Source organism: Photobacterium sp. ABD4_091, from assembly GCF_056160145.1.
The window spans coordinates 390,628-412,246 of record NZ_JBSWWQ010000004.1; the positions used below are offsets into that span (position 1 = coordinate 390,628).

Consider the following 21,619-nt stretch of genomic DNA (forward strand, 5'->3'; position numbering starts at 1 on the left):
TCTAGACCTCGAAATTTCTGCGCTTTCCCTTTGAATAATCAGCAAGGTAGATCTACGATTAGCGCCTAAATGGAAAATCTTACGATAGCCCATTCCCTTACTACCCATGAAACAGAGTCTATTGCATGAATAACGATAAACGCCCCCTCTATATCCCTTACGCTGGCCCTGCGTTACTAGAAACTCCCCTACTAAACAAAGGTAGTGCATTCTCTGTCGAAGAGCGTATGTTCTTCAACCTGGAAGGTTTGCTTCCAGAAGCTATCGAAACCATTGAAGAACAAACAGAACGTGCTTACAAACAGTTTTTGAAATTCGAAAACGACATGGATAAGCATATTTACCTACGCAATATTCAAGACACTAACGAAACCCTTTTCTACCGTTTGGTTGAGAACCACATCTCAGAGATGATGCCGATCATCTACACACCAACTGTTGGTGCAGCATGTGAAGATTTCTCAAACATTTACCGTCGTGGTCGTGGTCTTTTCATCTCTTACCCGAACCGTGACCGCATTGAAGACATGCTAAACAATGCATCTCGCCACAACGTAAAAGTGATTGTTGTGACGGACGGTGAGCGTATTCTTGGTTTGGGCGACCAAGGTATCGGTGGTATGGGTATTCCAATCGGTAAGCTTTCTCTTTACACAGCGTGTGGCGGTATCAGCCCGGCTTACACCCTACCTGTTGTCCTTGATGTTGGTACTAACAACCCACAGCGTCTATCTGATCCTATGTACATGGGTTGGCGTCATCCTCGTATCTCTGGCCAAGAGTACGACAACTTCGTTGATGAGTTCATTCAAGCAGTTAAGCAACGTTGGCCCGATGCCTTGATTCAGTTCGAAGACTTTGCTCAGAAAAACGCTATGCCTCTACTTGAGCGTTATAAAGACAAAGTATGCTGCTTCAACGATGACATCCAAGGTACAGCAGCAGTGACTGTGGGCTCACTGCTAGCCGCTTGTAAAGCTGCAGGCAGCAAGCTATCTGAGCAGCGTGTCACCTTCCTGGGTGCAGGCTCTGCTGGTTGTGGTATCGCTGAAGCGATTATTGCGCAGATGGTCTCAGAGGGTATTTCTGACCAACAAGCACGTAGCCAGGTATACATGGTTGACCGCTGGGGTCTGTTGGTTGATGACATGCCAAACCTGATCAATTTCCAGAAGAAGCTAGTTCAGCAGCGCTCGACCATCAACGAGTGGGATACAGAAGACAACAACATCTCCCTACTGGATGTAATGCGCAATGCCAAACCTACAGTTCTGATCGGTGTATCTGGCGTTCCTGGCCTATTTAGTGAAGAAGTGATCCGCGAAATGCATGCACATTGCGAGCGTCCAATCATCTTCCCACTGTCAAACCCGACTAGCCGTGTAGAAGCAACGCCTGCAGACATCATTCGCTGGACTGACGGTAACGCACTAGTGGCAACGGGTTCACCATTCGAACCTGTCGTTCACAACGGTAAGACATACCCGATTGCCCAGTGTAACAACAGCTACATCTTCCCTGGTATTGGACTTGGTGTTCTAGCCGTGGGGGCTCGTCGCGTAACTGACGAAATGCTGATGGAAAGTAGCCGTGCGCTAGCAGAGTGTTCACCACTAGCTATCAACGGCCAAGGTGCCCTACTACCGCCTTTGGAAGAGATCCAGGACGTTTCTCGCCATATCGCGTTTGCCGTTGCTAAGAAAGCTGTTGAACAGCGTAAAGCGCCTAAGAATACTGATGAGCGTATTAAAGAGAAGATCAACGACAACTTCTGGAATGCAGAATACCGTCGTTACAAGCGTACTTCTTTCTAATTTATTTAGGGCGGCATTAAGCTTTCCCCTATTTAAAGCCATCATATCTACTAAGACCCGCCAATAGGCGGGTCTTCTTTATACATTCTTTATGGTAATTGCAAACTTGCTTTACCGCTATATTAATATTTTCCGTGTTTCCTCCAAAAAAATCACTAAGTCGATACTCAATAATCCACAGTGCAATTACTATATTTCAATCAAACTAAGCAATAGTTTGATGTTTCATAAAGTACGAACAGTTTGTATTCATTAGTAAAGGTATTGGTAATAGTATGCAGGATCTGCCAATTTGCTCTAAATGTGGCCAAGATGAAGAGTATCTCGTTTCAGAAACTGGGGGATATGTGTGCATCTGTGGCCATCAGTTCGAAGGGCAAGAACTTGATGAAATCGAAAAAGACACCAACCTTTCTACTCGGCGAGAAGTAAAAACCAACGCTTACCAAGCCACTTACCAGCATCGTTCAACGTCCCTACTACACTAAACGTCTACACCCAAGTTACCCATATAAAGATCTGTCACTGGTTAAAACCGCTTTTAATGAGCGGTTTTTATTTAACTAATTCATGAAAAATTATTCATCACAGCCATCCAATCCTTTCACAGCCATTCTCAAATGTTAAGAATAGTTGAAATTCACACAACAACCCACGGTTAAATATTCTACATTATTTAGTTAACACAGAGTAAAAACCAAAAATATCACCAATTATACACCGTTCATTAAGCACCTGTAAGAAACCTAGCAACACAAAGATAAATATATGAAATTAATGAGCTAATTTTACAGAATAAAATACTGCAAGCTTGAGTTGCGCAAATCTCATTGAAAAAACGTGATGTATATCACGCTGATGTAGGCGAATTTCGTGCTAACTTACCGCCCCGTCTACAGATGAAACACCTGATTCTATGTTTCACAATTGTAACTTCAACAAGTTACACATGGCTGGATTCTTCCAGTAAATAACAAATATAAATTCAGAATCATATTCATGAACTGTCATGTAAATGGACGTTTCAGTTTGCTCAACCAGTAATGGTTGAGTGTCATATACAGGAAATTAGTATGAGTGTTACAAACGAAACTTGGTTGACCTCGCTGAACGATGGCCTAGAAGCCGTCATCGGCGCAATTAACGGTGTACTTTGGGGCCAACTCCTTGTTTACCTACTGGTAGCAGTCGGTATTTACTTCACTTTACGTCTCGGCTTTATCCAAATTCGCCAGTTCCGCCATTCTGTTGATGTCCTAAAAAGCGGTAAAGATGTTGATAACGGTATCAGCTCTTACCAAGTGTTCTGTACATCAATGGCAGCACGTGTAGGTACAGGTAACATGGCGGGTGTTGCTGTTGCTCTAACCGTAGGTGGCCCAGGTGCTATCTTCTGGATGTGGTTGATTGCCCTATTTGGTATGTCTACTGCATTTATCGAGTCAACACTGGCACAGATCTACAAGACCAAAGACGTTGACGGCCAATACCGTGGTGGCCCAGCCTACTACATGGAAAAAGGCCTAGGTATGCGCTGGATGGGCTCACTATTCTCAGTGTTCCTAATCATTGCATTCGGTTTGGTATTCAACGCAGTACAAGCAAACACCATCACAGATGCACTAAGCCACTCTTTCGGCTTTGACGAAACCATCATGGGTGTTGTGATTGTTGCCTTCTCTGCCTTCTTCATCATGGGCGGTCTTCGCAAGATTGCGGCAGCATCAGCGAAAATCGTTCCAGTAATGGCTATCGGCTACCTGGCAATTGCAATGATCATCGTGATCATGAACATCACTGAGCTTCCAGCCGTTCTTGCTCTTATCGTTAAGAGTGCATTCGGCTGGCAAGAAGCGGCAGCAGGTGGTGTGGCTTACACCATTGCTCAAGCGATGCAAAGCGGTATCGCACGTGGTCTATTCTCGAACGAAGCAGGTATGGGTTCTGCAGCAAACGTTGCAGCAAGTGCGACACCAAACCCGAACCACCCAGCGTCTCAGGGTTTCGTTCAGATGCTAGGTGTATTTGTTGATACCATCGTTATCTGTTCTGCCTCTGCAGCAATGATCATGCTAAGTGGTGTGATGGATCAGCCAAACGCAGCGACAGGTATCAGCCTGCTTCAGCAAGCGCTAACAAGCGAGCTAGGTAGCTGGACAACTTACTTCATGGCGGCTGCGATTCTGCTGTTCTGTTTCTCGTCAATCATCGCGAACTACAGCTACGCAGAAACTAACGTAATGTTCCTGAACGGTAACACTAAGAAAGGTCTTTTCGCCTTCCGTCTGTGTGTACTTGTGATGGTAATGTTCGGCTCTGTTGCTTCACTTCCTGTGGTTTGGAACCTAGCTGATGCCTCTATGGGTATGATGGCGCTAATCAACATCGTTGCTCTAGTGATGCTATCTAAACTGGCTATCAAGGTTATCAAAGACTACGAAACACAGCTTAAAGCAGGTAAGACTCCAGAGTTTGACCGTTCTAAGTTCCCAGAGCTAGATGACCTAGACGGTGCATGGCACCCAGAAGGTACTGAGCCGGTAGCTGCTACTAGCAAGTAATCTTCTCTGAAGCTACAAACGAAAGGGCCAGCGTGAAAACGCTGGCCCTTTTCATTTATCTTAATGAAGGCCCTATTAAGGCCTAATTTCTTCACTCAAGACTCATAAATCAATTTACTTCGTGAGTTTTTCAGCCGTAATTCGAATTACATCTACCACAACATCACTTGCCGCCTGAAGCGATTTTACTGGCAAGTATTCGTAGATAGAGTGGAAGTTGTGAGCGCCGGTAAAGATATTCGGACATGGCAAGCCTTTTTGCGACAGCACCGCGCCATCGTAACCGCCTCGCATTGGAACCGCCTTCATTTCGATATTATTTCGCTGATAAGCCTCCTTGGCGATATCGATAGGGAACCCCGCCTCACCTTCTAGGCTATTGGCCACGTTCTCATAGCGGTCGGACAGCTCGATGTCGATATGGCCTTCACCCCATAGTGTTTGGCAGCTATCGGCTAGTTGTTGCAAGAAAGTCATACGATGGGCATAGCCTTGCTTGGTAAAATCACGGATATCCATTTTGAGTACCGTTTTGGCACTGTTACCAGCCATCTCTTTGACCCAGTAATAACCTTCCCTTCCCTCGGTATACTCCGGTGCCTCGCCCGGTGGCAACATAGAAATGAACTTATGGGCCATTAACAACGAGTTCTTGAGCTTTCCCTTGGCCGACATCGGGTGTGCGGATTGGCCAGTAAAAGTCACCACCGCATTACCCGCATTCCAGTTCTCATGAACAAACTCACCGATGCCACAGCAATCCAGGGTATAACCAAAATCAGCGCCGAAACTTTCTACATCAAAGGCCTTAGCACCGCGCAAGCCTTGCTCTTCATCTGGCAGGAATGCCACTTTGACTGGACCATGCTCAATCTCTGGGTTTTCAGTTAACACCTGAATTGCGTTCATGATAGCTGCAATTGCCGCTTTATCATCTGCCCCCAGCAAGCTGGTACCGTCGGTAACGATAATTTTCTGCCCCTGATATTGACTGATTTCAGGAAACTCTGCTTGCTTGAGCACTATCTGTAATGCTTCATTCAGTACGATATCGCCACCTTGATAAGAAACAATCTGAGCCTTGGTGTCATTGGTTTGCTCGGCGCTGGTATCTAGGTGGGCAAAGAAAGAAACAGTGGGTAAGTCTTTATTGGTATTGGAAGGCAATGTCGCGGTAAGAATCGCGGTATCTCGAAGAACGACCTCTTCCATGCCTAAGGTTTCAAGCTCTGCTTTTAGTAGCAGAGCCAGTTCCATCTGCCCTTGGGAAGAAGGCATGATGCCCGCGGCGCCTTTTTCACGGCTGGTTGTTGTATTAATTTGGGTATAGTTGATAAATCTATCGACAATATTCATGTTTCAGCTCCGATCTGAATCGAAAATACGGCAGAGTTCTGCTCTGCCGTATGATTGTTAGTAGTTTTAATTGTTCACCGCGCTTACACGATAATTTGTGAGCAAATCATCACAGTCAGCAAACCACCAAGCATTGGAATCGCAGTACGTTTTGCCAGTTCAATTGGCGAGACATTGGCAACCGCTGCACAGGCAATGACAACACCGGCAACCGGTGATGCTGAACGCATCAAACCCGCAGATAGCTGCATTGGTAGTGCAACGTGTGCCGCTGCCGTACCTACTTGCGAAGCTACATCTGGAGCAAGGTTTGAGAAGCTAAAGAATGCCGCATTACCCGAACCTGATAGCATGGTGATCGTAATGATAATACCCACCAGCATCACAACCATGGCTGAATAGCCAAGCCCCATATTCGCTGCAGAGTTTAGCAACAAATCGATAAAGCCAATCGCGCTAAGGCCGACTACAAATACTTGAGCGGCGATGATTAGTGTTACCACACCAGCAAAAACATTGCCCATACCTTCCAGGTACACCTTCAGAGAAGCCGCAACAGTCTTTCCATCACGGGTGTAAATGAAGTCACACACCATAGACACGAACAGGGCAATGAACATCGCTGTGACTACGTCCATCTTAATTGATGTGATTGCGAACTTGCTGAATGTCAGGAGTAACATCAATGGAAGAACAGGTAGAATTGCAAACCACTTCGGCGCTTCGCGCTGCTCTTTAGAATCCAAGTTGAATTCGTGGGTGACACCATTCTCTTCGTCTTTACGATCGAAGTATCTCTGACAGAAGAAGTGAAGGATCGCAATAACCGCCATAGCTGCTAAAGATACAGGCAACTGGTAGCTTGCAAAGTAAGTCGCTACATCAATGCCAGACACTTCTGCTGCTTTGTTCGCTGCGGATGAAGCAGGGCCGAGATCCAAACAACCTGTTGTCGCAACAACCGCTGCCGCAGCTGCAGGGTTACAGCCTACGCCCACCAATACCGGGTACATAGCAACCAACAGGAGTAGTGCTAAGCCAGTTGCACTTGGGATGAAGATATTAATCAACTGACCAATAATGTAGGCCATTGCCAGCACTAGATATGGGTTTTTCACATAAGATAAAGGCTTAGTGGCAATCTGCACCATGGCATTGGCCGCACCGATATGACCCATGTATTTAGAGAAGCCACCCACAGCCATGATAATCAAGCCTAGCTTGGCAAGCGTGGTGGATGAGATAACTTTAATCACTTCAAAGAAGTCGACAACGACGGAACCGGTATGTGCCCCACCCTTTGGCATGAAATCGGTATTACCGCTTATCACCCCAAGGGCAATCATCATCAGACCGGCCAAAAATAACACAGCCTGTGTGTTATATTTTTTGACAATGAAATATCCAACACCAAATATAGATGGTAGAGCTAAGTATGTAATCATTTATAACCCCTTCAATGGAGATGCAAAAGTGTTTAATTGGTTTGAGAAATAATGTTTAAATTAATAAAACAAAAAGCAAAGTTTAATTATCTACACTTCGAAACTTGGTAACATCGAAGTGCGATAAAATAGAGCACAACCATACAGGCTGATAATCAATATTAATAAGTTAATAATTTATATATGTTGAACTAATTTTTGAATACACTGAACTCGTCAAATAACCCTTCTATTCGTTTAAATCGATTATCTTTTTCTTGATGCATAGAAAGCCCTTTGATAAACGCCTCTATCAAAGCAAAACCCGCAGCCCGGTTATTAAAAAAACCGCTACCAGCACTTTCAACAATAAACTGAACATCACAATAAGAGACAAATGGGTTCACCGGTTGGTCGGTCACCAGGATGCTATGGCCCCCGCACTCATGGAACCAACGTACAAGTTTAATGGTGATTGACGAGTAACGATGATACGAAATAGCCAGCAGCACATCATCTTCCGTGACATCAACCAGTTGATGAGGCAAGGTAGAGATATCCGCTTTCAATAGCACAACATCTTTACGTAAGTACCTAGCCAATAAATAAAAGTAAGTTGCCAAAGCTTCAGACGAGGCGCTTCCCATTACATAGAGCTTACCCTTGGCCTGTCGCATCAACTTCATCGCTGACTCAAAATCTTGTTCGGACAGGCTATTAAAGGTTTTGTCCACGTTATCGAGCGTTTCTTGGTAATGGTTTGCCAACAAACCCTCGACAGTATCTTGTGATGGCTCGTGAGTATGATATTCATAGCGCTCTATTGGCGTTGTTAAAGTTTGTGCCAAATCATCTGACACTTCCTTTTTAAATTGAATAAAACCACTAAACCCTAAGCGCTGTAAAAATCGTCCTAACGTTGCTTTTCCTACCCCAATTTGTTTACAAAGCTCATCAATTTTAGCAAACGGCAACATGGTATAATGCTCCATAAAATACGCGGCAATTCGTTTCTCTGCTGCCGTATAGGAGTCGAATTTATTGACCGCATTAATGAACTCTTGTTTATTCATGGGGTTTATTTCCCGTTTTTTTCTTTCTGTGGGAAATTTTCCACTCATCGATGAAATAGGCAAGGGAATACGATTTTCCCAGCATTTTTTTGTGATCAGTCGCTTAAGCAATACACTCCATCATCAATGATTAATTTTTTATTTATTATCTCGTCACACGCCATTAACACAGAACTCATATACGTTATGATTATCTACTTTTGGGTTACTGATTTTCGGGTTACTATCAACCCACCCATTAAAAAGCATTTAATATTCAAGTTATATTTTGAGCTAAATCAATATACGGTCATTGTGAAATTTTATTCACGGGACATTTTTCCCAACATAGGCATACTTCATAAAATCAATTATTCGGTTGCTTATTTTAGAAGCAAAAACCTGCCCAGACATTCACCATGAATATATATGGAATAGTTAGTTACAAGTGATTGTATGAATATCACAGTTGAGCTTAATCAATTATAATCCTTTATATTCAACAACCTACTTTAAAACAAAGCAACCGTTTAACACAATCGTTTGCATACTGTGTCTATCGCGAATTTATCTGTCTCCGTTTTGTAATTGCCCCCCTGTTTTATCTCGTATATAGTGCGCAAGCCTTAATCAAATAAGGCTTTTCTAAGTGGTTAAATACTATTCATAGTATTCATCCATAAACAGATAATTATAAATAGGTTATCCCATGAAGTTTACTAAGCCTCTTATCGCGCTTTCTGTCGCAACGGCGCTTGCTGGTTGTGCTCAGTCTACAGTTGAAACAGGTGACTCTTTTACACTAACTGTCGCCCACATCAACGACACGCATTCTAACTTTGACCCTGTTAAGTCCAGCTTCTGGGCACGAAACAAACTTGTTTACAACGAGTTCGGTGGTTTCCCTCGTTTGCAGACCATGGCTGATGAGTATAAGAAGGCGGCTGAAGATAATGACCAAAGCTTCTTGTTCCTTCACGGTGGTGACGCATGGCAAGGCAGCGCATACTTCAAACTGAATGAAGGTGCAATGAATGCTGAACTACTGAGCCGATTAGGCATTGACGCTATGGCACTGGGTAACCACGAGTTTGATCTCAACAACACAAAACTCAACCAGTTCATCGGCGACATCAACTTCCCAGTTCTTGCAGCAAACATCGACACCAGCCAAGATGCCGACCTGAAAGACCAAACCAACCTCAAGCCTTACGTTGTTTACGCTTTCGACGGCAACCAAAAAACTGAAGTCACTGACCTAGACAATCTTCCTCAAGGCAAAGATATCGTTGCAGTATTCGGTATCGCGCTAGATGACATGCCAAATATCGCGCCAAATACCGGCGACGTGATTTTCCACGACATGGTGGAGTCTTCTCAAGCAACCGTTGATATGTTCCAAGCCAAAGGCATCAACAACATCATCGCAGTTACCCACATCGGTAACGCAGTAGATGTTGACGTTGCTTCACAGGTTAACGGTATCGACCTGATCGTCGGCGGTCACTCACACACCCTACTGGGCGACTTCACCAACCTTGGCCACGACAACGGCGGCGAATACGCGCAAATGGTTCAGAACCCTAATGGTCAGAGCCAGACCTGTGTTGTTCAAGCGGGTGAGTACGCACAAGCGATTGGTCAGCTAGACGTTACCTTCGACGCAAACGGCAAAGTCACCAACTGTGCTGGCCTGAACGTATTACTAAGTAACGACGAGTACTTCCACTCGCCGCTACGTGAAGCAGGTAGCGAATTTAGCGCCGATGAAACTGCCAACGTAGTTAGCTTCATCGAAGGTGAAGACAACATCACCATTACCGAAGAAGAAGCGGTAATGCGCCAGATCATCGACACCAAGTACAAGCCTGCCGTTACCGAGGCTTACGGTAAAGTCATCGCCCAGGTACCAGAAGAAATCAACCACGAACGTCGCCCAGGTGACGGCGGTACAGATGTACACGGCTCTGACGTTGCCCCTATTCTTGCTGCAGGCCAATACTACTGGGCTAACTCACCAGAAGTTGTGGCGGTTACCGGCATGAAAGTTGATTTCTCGCTGATCGGTGCTGGCGGTATCCGTACCAACATCGAAGCGGGTGAATACCGTGAAGGAAACATCTCTCTAGAGCTTCTACCGTTCTCAAACTTCATGTCTGTGGTACCTGTGAAAGGTAAAGACATCATAGAGCTTATCGACGGTACCGTATCTGCGACCCTTCCAGAAGGTTCTCACGCAGGTAAATTCCCATACGGTGGCCACATCCGTTACCAGTACACAGAAACAACGCCTTTCCAGAGCGGTAAGCTGGACTACGTTGAAGTGATGACGGGCACTGCGGATGCACCTGTTTGGACACCAATCGAAGACAACAAGACCTACAACGTTGCAATCAACAACTACAATGCAACCGGTAACGATGGCTGGACACCACTGTTCACAGCCCAGCAGAAGTCTTCAGGCCGTGTTGATCTTGCCTACGTTGACGACAAGCTAACAGGCTTCAAAGTGAAGAACATCGTTGAGGCTGATGGCCGCTTCAAGGTGAACTACGAAGGCGAAGCGCCAAACTGTAAGGCTGACAACGTTCGTTGTAACACCGATGCACAAGCTGTTATCGACTACATCGCTGAAAACATGCCAACACTTAAGCCGCTTGACTACAACGTAGTGACGTTTAACCGCGCAAACTAAATTGTTCTCTCGGTAAGTAAAACGAAAAAAGGATGGCCTGCTCCATCCTTTTTTGTTTGCTCTAGAGTGGTTAGAAGTCTCTCTGCTTCCTGTCTTTTTTGCCCCTACTTCAGAACGCTTTTATCTAACAGCTTGGCATCCACCAGCTGCAGTAACACCTCATGAGTTTGCTCGCGAAAGAAATCCCGCAGCAACCTTACCGTCGGCGTAATTGACTGGCGGCTAGGACATATCAGCCATAGCTCTGTCGCAGTGGGCTTGTACTCAGGCATCAGGTTTATCACCCGCTCATTGAGCAGCTCATCGGCCATATCCAAGCAGGATTTGATCGCAATCCCCTGCCCTGAGACGCACCATCGCCTAACCAAATCACCATCATTTGACGAACGATTTCCTTTGAGCCTGACCTTTTGCGTTTCACCATCATGCTCAAAACGCCATTCGTCTTGAACAATATCGCGCAGCTGGTAGAAAAGCCCATTATGATTTTTGAGCTCATCCAGCGTTTGCGGCGTACCGTTCTGTGCTAAATAAGCAGGAGATGCACACATCAAGCGCGGCACATTACAAACTTTGAAACCATACATACTGGCGTCAGTTGGGGCTCCGTATCGCAGCGCCATATCGACCGAATCCCGGTAAAAATCGATATTGCTGTCACTGATATTACTACGAAGTGCCACATTGGGATGGTTGACTAGAAACTCATCAAGCCACGGAGTGACAACGTTTCGGCCGAGATCTGATGATAGCGAGATCCTGATTTCGCCTTCGATATCATCCAGATCTTCACGGACATTTTGCTTCGCGCTTTCGAGCATTTGCAGGGCTTGTTCACACTGGGGTAAATAGCGCTCTCCAGCAGGAGAGATCTTAAGCTGCCTGGTAGTACGGATAAACAGCTCTGCACCGAGTGAAGCTTCAACCCGTTTAACTGCCGCACTGGCCGTAGCCACCCGCATATCTAAACTGGTTGCTGCCGCAGTAATACTGCGAAACTCCGCCACCTTCAACACCACTTCAAGATCTTGGATCAGCATACACTTGCTCCGAATTTACTTATTATCAAATATTGTTTGATAATATATCAATTTCAACCCTGTTTTTAAGAAAAGTCATAATGCTTATGATGCTGGTCTAGTAAATACATACCAACCGGATAATGAACATGCAGTCTATTGAGTTTCAACAAGGGCCAATCCGTCCACCATCGGAAGCCGACAGCTTACTGATCAGAACAACCCAGGGTTGTCCTTGGAACAAATGCAGCTTTTGTACTCTGTTTGACGGCATGGCGTTTTCCATCCGCCCTGTTGAAGATATCAAACGTGATATCTGGGCAGCGAAAGCCTTTTACAAAGGACGGAAGTTCGATAGCTGTTTTCTCCAAGACGGTGACTCATTCGCGATGGATACCGAGGATTTGCTCGATGTTTTGTATACCCTCAAACAGGCATTTCCAGAGCTGAAACAGATAAGCTCCTATGGCCGCGCACAAACCATGACGAAGAAGTCACCGGAAGAAATGAAAGCCATCTGCGATGCTGGCTTGAACATGCTTTACTGCGGCATGGAATCGGGCTCTATCGATGTATTGAAGAAAATGAAGAAAGGCATTACGCCTAAATCTATTCTCAAATCGGCAGAGTATGCCAAGCAAGCGGGCATGAAAATGATGACCTTCATTATTCTTGGCTTGGGCGGAAAAGAGCTCTCTGAGCAACATGTAAATGAAACAGCAGCCCTGCTCAACCAGATTGATCCCGAGGAAATCCGTATTCTGTCTCTGGCGGTCAAACCGGGAACCGAACTCGATACTATGGTCAAAGATGGCTGTTTTACTCCCCTTACCGAAATTGAAATGGTGATGGAGCAAAGGAAACTGATAAGCCTTTTGGAAGGTCTTAAGGGTAATTATGGCAATTACCATTCCATCAACTTGCTGATGGAGCTAAATGGTAAACTGCCTGAAGATAAGCCACAGTTTCTTGCGACAATCGATCGCTTCATGGCGCTAGAGCCAAAGCAACAGCAAAACTTCATTCTCGGTCGCAGAGTTAACTATTACAGCCAGCTGGATGATATGAACAACCAGCTTTACTTTGATACGGTACAAAGAGAATTCAACAGAATTGCGCAATCTGGCAATGCGAATATTGACGATATCTTTTATCAACTGCGTCAGCGCATGATTTAACCACATCGAATTTACCAACAGGAATCGACCATGTTTGAAATGAACAACTGGCATATTCGCAATGAAAACCCCGCCAATTGGAAAATCGAAGATCAGAAGCTTCTTGTCCAAGTCTCTGAAGGGAATATTTGGGGAGCCGGATCACCGGAAGTGGATAATATGTTTATCTATCCACTCGGGCAAGATAACGCTACTGCGGGAAACTATACCGCCCAAGTTGCTATCAATCTGATCCCGAAACGGACTTTTGAGCAAGGCGGACTGGGTATTATCTGGGATACCGATAACTACATCAAAGTCAGCAAAGAGATGTTCAATGGTAAGCTTTCGCTGGTGTTTGTTATCGAGAAAAATGGACAACCTTCCATACTGCAGATTATTGATTACCCTGCAGATGATGTCGTTGTAAAAATTGAAAAGCATGATGGCTTGGTAACCGCTTCATATGCTGAGTCCTTCGGTGGTTTTTGGACAGTCGTTGGTACAGCTAACGCCCTTGATGGTAAAGAGGAAGGACTCATGCTGTACACTTTCGGTGGCTCGCAGATAAACCCTTCTACCGCTAGCTTTTCAAACTTTGTGTTAACACTGAAGTAGGAGCCTATACTAGAAGCCCCAAACTCAAGGTATTAAAGATAGCGAGTAAGGTTCAAGCGACAAGCCTAGAGGCGATTTTCAGCCTCTAGCCTCTGATATTGATGCAAGCTACACTATGCTGCATCTGAGCCGTAATGATTAATACAGAAATGAACAAACCCACTTCCCTTTGGCAACGTTTCAAATCAGCCGCCGCTGATGTCCTTGATTTCCAATCTCGTGTGTGGGTTGTCAATATTCGCAGTAGTACCCTTCAAGATGAGTCATTTGTCGTCAGCGAGGACAATTTCAAACAGCCATTACAATGGATGAAGAAGAAACAGTTTGATGAAGAGATGCTAGAAAAGGTTGAGGTGATGAAAGTCTCTCAGGTATTGGTATTTCATATTGAGGGCGTAAGATACCGGCTACTTCGGGTGAAATAGCCGAGTTAATTGATATTTCACTCATTCCTTCTTGCCGCAAACACTAAGGCAATACCGCCTAAAATAAGCAAGGTAGAGATCGTTGTGGCAAGCGTAATTTGCTCGCTGAGAACTAGCCAGCCCCCAATGCTGGCAATTGCCGGCACCGAGAGCTGAACGACGGAAGCTCGCAATATTGAAGCCTTGGTAGGACTGCATACCAAATCGCATAGCCGATACCTGAGGCGACCGCGCCTGAAAGCACAGCCAGCAAGAGACCGTGTGGTGAGATATCCACAATTTCAGGCGATAAAGGAATGATAATTCCCCCTGCCACTGCAATACCTCCGCCCAGCAATGAGGCCAATAGAAAACTGATTGACATGGTTAATAATGAAGGACGATCACTCACACGCTTGCCCAAAATAGTGAAAGCAGCCCAGCATATCCCGGCTAACACCATCAACACGGCAGAGCCAATATCAGGCCGGGTAGCATTCGGGATAAGCAAATAACCAAAACCAGCCAGTGACACAACCAGCCCGCCCCACTCCCAAAGGCTCATTTTATTGCCACTGAAAAGATGAAACCCAATCATGGTGAACTGGACTGACGCAAATAAGATTAACGCCCCCGTGCCAGTCGCCATATTCACATAAGAAAAGGAAAAGGCTGCCGCATAACCAAATAACATGAGTGCCCCAAGAAGGTCGGATTTTCTCCAATTAGAAGGGCTGAATAATGAATTGGAATGCAGGACTAGGGTCAACACAGCTAGGGTTATTGCGCCTGATATCAATCGAACTAGGGTGAAACTAGCGGCATCAATGGCTCCTTCAGCTAATGCCAAGCGACACAATATTGAGTTGCCCGCAAAGGCCAGCATAGCGCAGGTTACATATAGCGCCGTTTTTAGTGGAGAATTGTTCACTGCCGAGTTCCGCCTATTGAGTGTTCGATTAACATCATAGCGGATTTGCGATGCCCAAATAAAACAACCGGCATTGCGCCGGTTGTTTTTTACTTACCTAGATAAGGTTATTTTTTGCCGTTCTTGTGTTTGTACTCCAGCGTCACAATAATTGGGTCGTGATCAGACGACGAGTAAATGTTGTCTGATTTTTCCAGGTCACCGGTGTACTTGCTGCTGTACTCAAACAAGTTACTTTCAGCGGCATTAATATGCCAAGCTTCAACTGCTAGTACCTTATTCGCCAGTGATGGACTCGCCAACGCGTGATCCAAACTACCTAGCTCACCTTCATAGCTGTAGCTATAGTCTGTTTTGTGCTTTAGGTTAACCAGGCCATAGCCTTGTTCGACTAACTGCCCTTCTTGCTCGAACACTTTTCCATCCAGTGTGGTGTAAGAAGCTGTGTAGATTTTGCCGCCACGGTCAGCTTCATCGAATGAAGTTAGCGTCAAGATTGGGTCTTCCATGCCATAAGAGTTCAAATCGCCCATCACCAGAACATCACCTTTGATGTCTTGAACAGCTTCACCCAAAACTTTAGCTGCTGAAACGCGGAAGTTATTACAGCTACCCTGTACGTCTTCATCTTCACCGAAAATGAAATCATCTTCCCAACACGTCGAGCCTTTTGATTTAAAGTGATTCACAATTACGGTTAGGTCATCTTTAGCACCAGGGATATTGAACTTTTGCATCATGGCATGACGCTGATAAGCACTTTTCACACCACCTTCATCCAGTGGTGCATGCTGCTCAGGAAGCATTATCTGGCGTGCTTTATTCTTCGCCTTAACTTTATGATGGCGGTAGATAATACCCACAGTGATTGCGTCAGTACCAAAGTACTCAACGCCTTCAAAGCCAGGTTCATCTTTAAACGTCAGGTCTGATTTATGCACTTTTACCGCGCGGTAGTGATCTTTTTTATCCGCTTGCACATCGTTTAATGCATTCACTAATGACTCAAGTGCACTGTTCTCATCAAAACCGTTATTTTCCAGCTCCATCAAGGTAACAATGTCAGCATCCATCGCGACGATTGCATTAACAAGCTTGGCCTGTTGAAGGGCAAATTCATCCACTGAAGGCGCACCACGGTAACAGTTATCGTTAGGCCCAACCGATGCTTCAGTACACATCGGGTTCGGGTTGCCCGATACCGCATATGAGGTGAAGTAGTTGAGAACGTTAAAGCCTGCTACCTTCAAACCCTCTTCATATGACGTAGCTGGCTTACCTGTCCTTTCATTTTCTGGCTCGCGCCCCAAGTAACCGCTGTTGATAGTATTGGTTGTCACCAATCGGTATTCACCGTAGCTGTAACCCACCATTGCAGTCAGGCCGTTGAGCTTATCGCCCATACGAAGATATCCATCTACAGGGTTAAAATTATCGAACCATGGCACTTCACCATCCTTGGCTTTGTAATCCGACTCAACATAAACACGGCTGATCGCATTTTCGGCAGCCACCTGCTCGGCAGCGTCTGTCTCTGCAGCATAAAGATGCGTCGGGTTATATAGCGGGGTGTTGTGAGCCAACATCAGGTTATTACGGTATGAGGCATAATCGAAACTGAAGTTACGCGTAATCACCAGTGGGCTATCAGCATCAAGCAATACCTGCATACCCTCATGGCGCTCCAAAGCGGTATGAAGGTCTTCCTCTTCCTTCACTCGAAAAGCGGTCGGCTCTGGGATTGGGTTATTAGTGCTAACGACATTGAATGCATTATCACGAACATCTAGCTGGGTATTGCCGTAGTATTCTTTAACGGTCGCTTCAACACAGACCTCGGCTCCTGGCTGAATATCATTTGGTGTTGTACCGCCACCCAAGAAAACAAACACACCGTCAGACGTATTTTCATTGCCATCGCCATAAAGATCTTGGAAGTAGAAGCCTTTGTATATACTTTCACCTCTTGCGGTAACAACACCACGGACAAAATATTTTTCTGGGCTTTCAAAGCTACCTTCCGGCACGAGTGGGCTTCTGTCACCATCACCTTGTACGTCATAAATTGGCACAAGATTGTCGGTATCACACACAAACGGGTTCGGTGGCGGCGTTGAGCCATCACAGGCTTCAAGACCACTGCAGCCTAAGCCATCAAAGGTATCGGTTGGAAACGTCACCCATTCAGCGTTGACATCAAAATCACTCTCGACATCTGTTCTGCCTGAAGTGACAGCAGGCTCCCTGCGCAGCGTGACATCTTTGGCAAAGTCTTCACGAACACCAAGTTGCCCTAGGCTATCTATCAGCGCTTCACCATCGAACAAGGCGACAACATCATCACCATTAAAACCTAGGCTTCCTGAGGACTGATCACCGACGTCCTTAATATCCGGTGCCGCTGAACTGTGGTACAGCACATAGCTTTCACCACCCGCTAAGCTCACATCATTGAGGTTGATGGTTGTACCAAATGAACTCGCACCATTCATCGCCAGCCGAATGCTATATTCTGAGAGGTTAATTCCAGCATCAGATAAATTAGTGACTTCGATCGCTTTATTATAACTTTTGCCTTCAACGTATTCTGTTATTAACAATTGCGCAGAAACAGAAGATGACATCAAAGCCAGGGCAACCGCACCAGCTAATGTGTTGATTCGTGTCATGTGTGAACTCCAATATAAATAAAACCCTAGGCTACTAAAACCATAGATTTTCCAACTGATAGTGTTATGCTCAGTGAATAATTATTTAATTAGGATAAATTTGAATTAAATATCAAAAATATCATTTTGAGCGAGCCTATTTTTATATATCAATGTTACAAATAACAATTTTAATGAATTAAAAATGTAGTTTTTATTCAACTTCTGACTCAGGTGCACAAGGTTACATAGATGTACAAATACTGCTCGCAAAATCAGAAGGATACTATTGATATGTCACATAAAAAATGCCAGGAAGGAATTAGAATTATCATCGGTACAGAAAACAGGGAGGCAACCTGGTTACACTGTCACAGAAAAAGCATACTACTAAACTATATACTCAGTAATATGCTTTATACATGGGGAGCAAAGCCGCCAGTAATTTTATGTAGACGGCCTTTTCACAAATAATGGAAGTACTATTTATAGGGCTTTTTCAATAGCATCTATCATCACAGCATCAGTTGGATTAGTTTGGCTTGAGAAAACAGCGACTACCTCACCCTGCCTGTCGACAATATATTTATAGAAATTCCATTTTGGTGAAATACCTGTTTCTTTTGCAAGATGTTGAAACACAGGATTCGCCTTTTCACCTTTAATATGGGTTCTCTCAACCATAGGGAATGTCACCCCATAATCGAGATAACAGACCTTGGCAGTATTTTCTTCGCTGCCACGGTCTTGATTGAAGTCGTTAGATGGAAAACCAATAACAGAGAAACCTTGCTCCTTGTAGTCCTGATACACCGCCTCAAGTTGTTCAAACTGTGGCGTGAAGCCACACTGGCTGGCAGTATTGACAACAACAAGTACCTGCCCCGCAAATTGCTCACACAGTTTGACTGATTCATTTGAGTTCAATTTATTAAATTGCTGGTCAAACCAAGCACCACATTCTGCTTGCGACGCTGACTTTGCCTCTGCCCGGACTGTTTGTGAATAAAAGGCACCCGCCGCAAGGCATACACCCAAGATACACGCTGTCATTGATAGTCGGCGGGACTGATTAACAGGTTGCTTCTGTTCGATACAACGGCTCTGATTCATAACTCGCTCCAAAATCTCCCTGATGGAAAATGTGACAGTAAAACATGTATTTGAGTACGACAATTCCTTACTGCATGATCACTATCCGTTCAATAATTAATCATATACCCTGTAATCCCTTTAACCCTACCGCAACCTCCATTACACTTGCCCTGTTAAAAATGCAGTTACACGCCGAAGGACAGTTCGAATGCCTCAAGTAAACATTGTTCCAAACCCTCAAATTGCCATCATCTTCAAAGGTTGGGCAGAAGACTGGGCCAAAGAAGGTCAGACTAACCAAAAAGACATGGCCAACAAGTTCCACACTGTCTATAAAATTGCGGCAGACATGTTCATCAAAGGCGGTGAAGTGGATATGGAGTTCTTGTCGGCGCTGTTCGAAGATTGCAAGCAGAAGCTTGAGAATGCCCAGGCAATGAATGAGAAAGTGAAATCAGCGCTGAGCGAAGACGATGAGCGCGCACAAGCAATCATCCAGAAGATCACCCATACCGCGCAAGATGCGGCCCATGTCGTTCGCTACCTTGGCCAACTTCTTAAACCAACTGCTTAAACCTATTGCTTAAGACAGGGCTCCGCCTCCCGGTTTAAAATTAAAAAGCGATACCAGCACAATGCCAGTGTCGCTTTTTAATCGCCTCAATAAAGTGAATCTCTCCACTTAGCCAACACGTTTATGTGCTCTGGGCCAATACCACAGCAACCACCAATGGTTGTCGCTCCCGCGTCTTGCCAGCGCTTGGCAAAGACTAGGTAGTCTTCAGGTGATAGCTCACGCATTGCCTGCAATGTATCGTTAGCCTCATGATCTGACTTTATCGGGGTAAAGTTATTGGCATAAGCCCCTATCTCCAAATCCATGCCATGTGCCTCTATTACCGCTTTGGTATCAATGATCGCCTGCTCCATCACTTCTGGAACAGAGCAATTGAAAAAGATACCTTCGCCACCCGCTTGGCATACATGTTCAGCGGCAAGTTTTACTGGCTCGCCAGAACGCAGTCTCGCTTCACCTTCCGCATCATCAAGGGTAAATGCGTAGTAGCAAGGTTTATGGGTTTGACTGAGAACCTTTTGGATAGTTTTAAGCTCTTCGACGCTGGAAATTGTCTCAGCGATCCAAAGATCAACATGCGGTTCTTGTGCTTGGAAAAGAGAACTAAAAATATCTTCGGCTTCAGAAGGCTTGAATAGATCTGGCCGATAACTGCCAAATGCAGGCGGAAGACACCCCGCGACCTGCACGGCCTTTTTACTGTCTACTGCAGCAGATTTGGCAATCTCAGCAGCCTCACCCGCCAAGCGAGGGCCATCAGATGCGTACAGTTCTCCGCCCAAGTGGAAAGGGACACACGCGTAGCTGTTAGCTATGATAATTTCAGCCCCACTTTCGATAAATCGATGGTGTGCCTGAAGGACATGTTCTGGTGACTCAATAAGTGCCTGGGCACTCCAAAGCGGCTGAGAAAATGGCGCGCCAATGCGTTTGAGCTCCCTGCCCATTCCGCCATCAAGTATGGTTAGTTTCTTCATCATCAGCCCTATACAACTTAGCTATTCCTATATGCTGTATTGAACCACAATATCCACCAAATGTGTTTTGAATCTTGTTCACAGCCAACATGAGGTAGTTACAACGAGCATAAAAAAACCGAGCAGGTCAATTAGACGTACTCGGTTCTATTATTTTAGTTATCCAATACAAACGCTTATGTTTGCCGGGCTATTTGTTACATTATTTGCTGCACTATTTACTGTTAAGGGCGTAAGCAGTGTTCAACTCTTCCGCCAAACGGTAGCCCGCTTGAGTTAAGCGCTGTTTTACCAGCTCAGTCCCTTTCTGGTAGTAAGCCTCTGAAGGCTTGGCGTCTTTTTCGACACTGTAACCAAAGTCGGCTAACGCGTAGCTTTCCTTAACCCACAAATCAACACCAGCCACCTGACCTAATTCCATCTTCCCCTTCGGGAAATCTTGCTGCAGAGAAGCTGCAAAGTCGTGGATGTTATGGGCTTCATCTAGCATCCCCATACCGCTATCCCATAGGTGATGGAGATCTTTTTGCGGCACATCCAAGGTATGCTTGTTGGCACCCAAATCCGTAACGCATTCACTCTCGCTCAAGCTTTGCGAAATAGAGTGCATTGGCTGGTGTGAGTCACCAGCTACATGGCTCATGAACATTAAGCTCGCCGCTTGCGGATTATGCTTGAAGTCTTCGAACAGGTATCTTGCCACCAGCTTGATGTTCGGGGTATGAACAAAATCACACTGGCTGCTCGCTGGGTATGCCTGGTTAATGTAATGCCATGCACCTGTTTCTTTCTCTTCCCACTGGTTCAACGTGGCAGGGATTGTCTCTCCCATTTGCTGCCATACCTGCTCGGCAGGCACTTTGCGGATTAAGTCCGGCACCATGGCGAGTTTGGCAAACTGACTCGCCCCCTCAAAGCTGTCCATTTTCTGCTGAACATCCTTTGGCATTGACTGGTAAGCCTTACCCGCTAGCTCATCCACCTGCACTTTCACCGCATCATCTAGGTTCTGGTAAGCGATTTCCGCAACAGTGACATGCCCTTGGTAGTTCCAGGCCAATGCTGATGTCGGAGCTAGCGCCAACGCTGCCATTGCAGAGGCAACAAGAGTGATATTTTTCATAGCTGACCACATTTACATTTTGTTACATTCGGCGCTACTTTGCTCCTCAGCGAAGTGATGGTCAAGCAAATATCCGCAATAAGCATTTAATTGAGCACGTAATCGATTAACACCCCTCAAAACGCTCACCCCTTAACCAAAATGATCTTGCTAACATCAACTAGGATT

Annotated in this window: 17 protein-coding genes; 8 read left to right on the forward strand and 9 right to left on the reverse strand. The window is 45.3% G+C overall.

Annotation, left to right across the window (positions count from 1 at the left end; translation table 11 throughout):
* The first annotated feature begins 125 nt into the window (after window positions 1–125).
* From ACXAGQ_RS26190 to ACXAGQ_RS26200, 3 genes are all read left to right on the forward strand, one after another.
* Window positions 126–1,814: an NAD-dependent malic enzyme gene (locus ACXAGQ_RS26190; RefSeq protein WP_475240607.1), complete on the forward strand. Its 1,689-nt coding sequence runs from the start codon at window positions 126–128 to the stop codon at window positions 1,812–1,814.
* Window positions 1,815–2,089: 275 nt separating this feature from the next.
* Window positions 2,090–2,302: a hypothetical protein gene (locus ACXAGQ_RS26195; protein ID WP_475240604.1), complete on the forward strand. Its 213-nt coding sequence runs from the start codon at window positions 2,090–2,092 to the stop codon at window positions 2,300–2,302.
* A gap of 585 nt (window positions 2,303–2,887) precedes the next feature.
* Window positions 2,888–4,375, forward strand: coding sequence for an alanine/glycine:cation symporter family protein (locus tag ACXAGQ_RS26200; RefSeq protein ID WP_475240601.1), 1,488 nt, complete (start codon window positions 2,888–2,890; stop codon window positions 4,373–4,375).
* A 114-nt stretch (window positions 4,376–4,489) separates the two neighbouring features.
* Here ACXAGQ_RS26200 and pepT read toward each other — a convergent pair whose 3' ends face one another.
* The 3 genes from pepT to ACXAGQ_RS26215 all read right to left on the reverse strand — a co-directional run bounded on the left by pepT (window position 4,490) and on the right by ACXAGQ_RS26215 (window position 8,228).
* Window positions 4,490–5,731: a peptidase T gene (gene pepT / locus ACXAGQ_RS26205; protein ID WP_475257907.1), complete on the reverse strand. Its 1,242-nt coding sequence runs from the start codon at window positions 5,729–5,731 to the stop codon at window positions 4,490–4,492.
* A gap of 83 nt (window positions 5,732–5,814) precedes the next feature.
* Window positions 5,815–7,176 carry a C4-dicarboxylate transporter DcuC gene (gene dcuC / locus ACXAGQ_RS26210; protein WP_475257909.1) on the reverse strand — a complete coding sequence of 454 codons (1,362 nt, stop codon included), beginning with the start codon at window positions 7,174–7,176 and terminating at the stop codon, window positions 5,815–5,817.
* Between the two features lie 191 nt (window positions 7,177–7,367).
* Window positions 7,368–8,228: a MurR/RpiR family transcriptional regulator gene (locus ACXAGQ_RS26215; protein ID WP_475257911.1), complete on the reverse strand. Its 861-nt coding sequence runs from the start codon at window positions 8,226–8,228 to the stop codon at window positions 7,368–7,370.
* Between the two features lie 688 nt (window positions 8,229–8,916).
* Here ACXAGQ_RS26215 and ACXAGQ_RS26220 point away from each other — a divergent pair.
* Complete coding sequence (locus ACXAGQ_RS26220) at window positions 8,917–10,902, forward strand: bifunctional metallophosphatase/5'-nucleotidase (protein WP_475257912.1); 1,986 nt, start codon at window positions 8,917–8,919, stop codon at window positions 10,900–10,902.
* Window positions 10,903–11,006: 104 nt separating this feature from the next.
* Here the strand turns inward: ACXAGQ_RS26220 and ACXAGQ_RS26225 are convergent, their stop codons facing one another.
* The gene (locus ACXAGQ_RS26225) at window positions 11,007–11,942 is read right to left on the reverse strand and encodes a LysR family transcriptional regulator (protein ID WP_475257914.1); all 936 of its coding nucleotides are present in this window, start codon (window positions 11,940–11,942) and stop codon (window positions 11,007–11,009) included.
* A gap of 128 nt (window positions 11,943–12,070) precedes the next feature.
* Between ACXAGQ_RS26225 and ACXAGQ_RS26230 the strand changes: the two genes are divergently transcribed.
* The 3 genes from ACXAGQ_RS26230 (at window position 12,071) to ACXAGQ_RS26240 (ending at window position 14,121) form a co-directional block, all read left to right on the forward strand.
* Entirely contained in the window at window positions 12,071–13,099 is a 1,029-nt protein-coding gene (locus ACXAGQ_RS26230) for a B12-binding domain-containing radical SAM protein (RefSeq protein ID WP_475257915.1), read from the forward strand.
* 30 nt (window positions 13,100–13,129) lie between these two features.
* The gene (locus ACXAGQ_RS26235) at window positions 13,130–13,696 is read left to right on the forward strand and encodes a DUF1349 domain-containing protein (protein ID WP_475257917.1); all 567 of its coding nucleotides are present in this window, start codon (window positions 13,130–13,132) and stop codon (window positions 13,694–13,696) included.
* 134 nt (window positions 13,697–13,830) lie between these two features.
* Window positions 13,831–14,121 carry a hypothetical protein gene (locus tag ACXAGQ_RS26240; RefSeq protein ID WP_475257919.1) on the forward strand — a complete coding sequence of 97 codons (291 nt, stop codon included), beginning with the start codon at window positions 13,831–13,833 and terminating at the stop codon, window positions 14,119–14,121.
* A 112-nt stretch (window positions 14,122–14,233) separates the two neighbouring features.
* On the opposite strand, the gene ACXAGQ_RS26245 is transcribed toward ACXAGQ_RS26240, so the two are convergent.
* The 3 genes from ACXAGQ_RS26245 to ACXAGQ_RS26255 all read right to left on the reverse strand — a co-directional run bounded on the left by ACXAGQ_RS26245 (window position 14,234) and on the right by ACXAGQ_RS26255 (window position 18,732).
* Window positions 14,234–14,986 carry a DMT family transporter gene (locus tag ACXAGQ_RS26245; RefSeq protein ID WP_475258086.1) on the reverse strand — a complete coding sequence of 251 codons (753 nt, stop codon included), beginning with the start codon at window positions 14,984–14,986 and terminating at the stop codon, window positions 14,234–14,236.
* A 152-nt stretch (window positions 14,987–15,138) separates the two neighbouring features.
* Window positions 15,139–17,700 (reverse strand): ExeM/NucH family extracellular endonuclease, encoded by a 2,562-nt coding sequence (locus tag ACXAGQ_RS26250; protein WP_475257920.1) that lies wholly within the window; start codon window positions 17,698–17,700, stop codon window positions 15,139–15,141.
* A gap of 465 nt (window positions 17,701–18,165) precedes the next feature.
* A complete protein-coding gene (locus ACXAGQ_RS26255; RefSeq protein WP_475258088.1) occupies window positions 18,166–18,732 on the reverse strand; it encodes a glutathione peroxidase in 567 nt (188 codons plus the stop codon).
* A 250-nt stretch (window positions 18,733–18,982) separates the two neighbouring features.
* On the opposite strand from ACXAGQ_RS26255, the gene ACXAGQ_RS26260 reads away from it, so the two are divergent.
* Window positions 18,983–19,348 (forward strand): hypothetical protein, encoded by a 366-nt coding sequence (locus tag ACXAGQ_RS26260; RefSeq protein ID WP_475240560.1) that lies wholly within the window; start codon window positions 18,983–18,985, stop codon window positions 19,346–19,348.
* Between the two features lie 86 nt (window positions 19,349–19,434).
* Here ACXAGQ_RS26260 and ACXAGQ_RS26265 read toward each other — a convergent pair whose 3' ends face one another.
* Window positions 19,435–20,328: a homocysteine S-methyltransferase family protein gene (locus tag ACXAGQ_RS26265; RefSeq protein ID WP_475257922.1), complete on the reverse strand. Its 894-nt coding sequence runs from the start codon at window positions 20,326–20,328 to the stop codon at window positions 19,435–19,437.
* 214 nt (window positions 20,329–20,542) lie between these two features.
* Entirely contained in the window at window positions 20,543–21,451 is a 909-nt protein-coding gene (locus tag ACXAGQ_RS26270; RefSeq protein WP_475257924.1) for a S1/P1 nuclease, read from the reverse strand.
* Window positions 21,452–21,619 lie beyond the last annotated feature (168 nt).

Bases quoted from the DNA above. Each gene is read 5' to 3' on its own strand.
- ACXAGQ_RS26265 (WP_475257922.1), bottom strand. From the start codon at position 20,328: ATGAAGAAACTAACCATACTTGATGGCGGAATGGGCAGGGAGCTCAAA.
- dcuC (WP_475257909.1), bottom strand. From the start codon at position 7,176: ATGATTACATACTTAGCTCTACCATCTATATTTGGTGTTGGATATTTC.
- ACXAGQ_RS26235 (WP_475257917.1), top strand. From the start codon at position 13,130: ATGTTTGAAATGAACAACTGGCATATTCGCAATGAAAACCCCGCCAAT.
- ACXAGQ_RS26200 (WP_475240601.1), top strand. From the start codon at position 2,888: ATGAGTGTTACAAACGAAACTTGGTTGACCTCGCTGAACGATGGCCTA.
- ACXAGQ_RS26245 (WP_475258086.1), bottom strand. From the start codon at position 14,986: ATGCTGGCCTTTGCGGGCAACTCAATATTGTGTCGCTTGGCATTAGCT.
- ACXAGQ_RS26270 (WP_475257924.1), bottom strand. From the start codon at position 21,451: ATGAAAAATATCACTCTTGTTGCCTCTGCAATGGCAGCGTTGGCGCTA.
- ACXAGQ_RS26225 (WP_475257914.1), bottom strand. From the start codon at position 11,942: ATGCTGATCCAAGATCTTGAAGTGGTGTTGAAGGTGGCGGAGTTTCGC.
- ACXAGQ_RS26240 (WP_475257919.1), top strand. From the start codon at position 13,831: ATGATTAATACAGAAATGAACAAACCCACTTCCCTTTGGCAACGTTTC.
- ACXAGQ_RS26195 (WP_475240604.1), top strand. From the start codon at position 2,090: ATGCAGGATCTGCCAATTTGCTCTAAATGTGGCCAAGATGAAGAGTAT.
- ACXAGQ_RS26215 (WP_475257911.1), bottom strand. From the start codon at position 8,228: ATGAATAAACAAGAGTTCATTAATGCGGTCAATAAATTCGACTCCTAT.
- ACXAGQ_RS26230 (WP_475257915.1), top strand. From the start codon at position 12,071: ATGCAGTCTATTGAGTTTCAACAAGGGCCAATCCGTCCACCATCGGAA.
- ACXAGQ_RS26250 (WP_475257920.1), bottom strand. From the start codon at position 17,700: ATGACACGAATCAACACATTAGCTGGTGCGGTTGCCCTGGCTTTGATG.
- ACXAGQ_RS26255 (WP_475258088.1), bottom strand. From the start codon at position 18,732: ATGACAGCGTGTATCTTGGGTGTATGCCTTGCGGCGGGTGCCTTTTAT.
- ACXAGQ_RS26260 (WP_475240560.1), top strand. From the start codon at position 18,983: ATGCCTCAAGTAAACATTGTTCCAAACCCTCAAATTGCCATCATCTTC.
- ACXAGQ_RS26190 (WP_475240607.1), top strand. From the start codon at position 126: ATGAATAACGATAAACGCCCCCTCTATATCCCTTACGCTGGCCCTGCG.
- pepT (WP_475257907.1), bottom strand. From the start codon at position 5,731: ATGAATATTGTCGATAGATTTATCAACTATACCCAAATTAATACAACA.
- ACXAGQ_RS26220 (WP_475257912.1), top strand. From the start codon at position 8,917: ATGAAGTTTACTAAGCCTCTTATCGCGCTTTCTGTCGCAACGGCGCTT.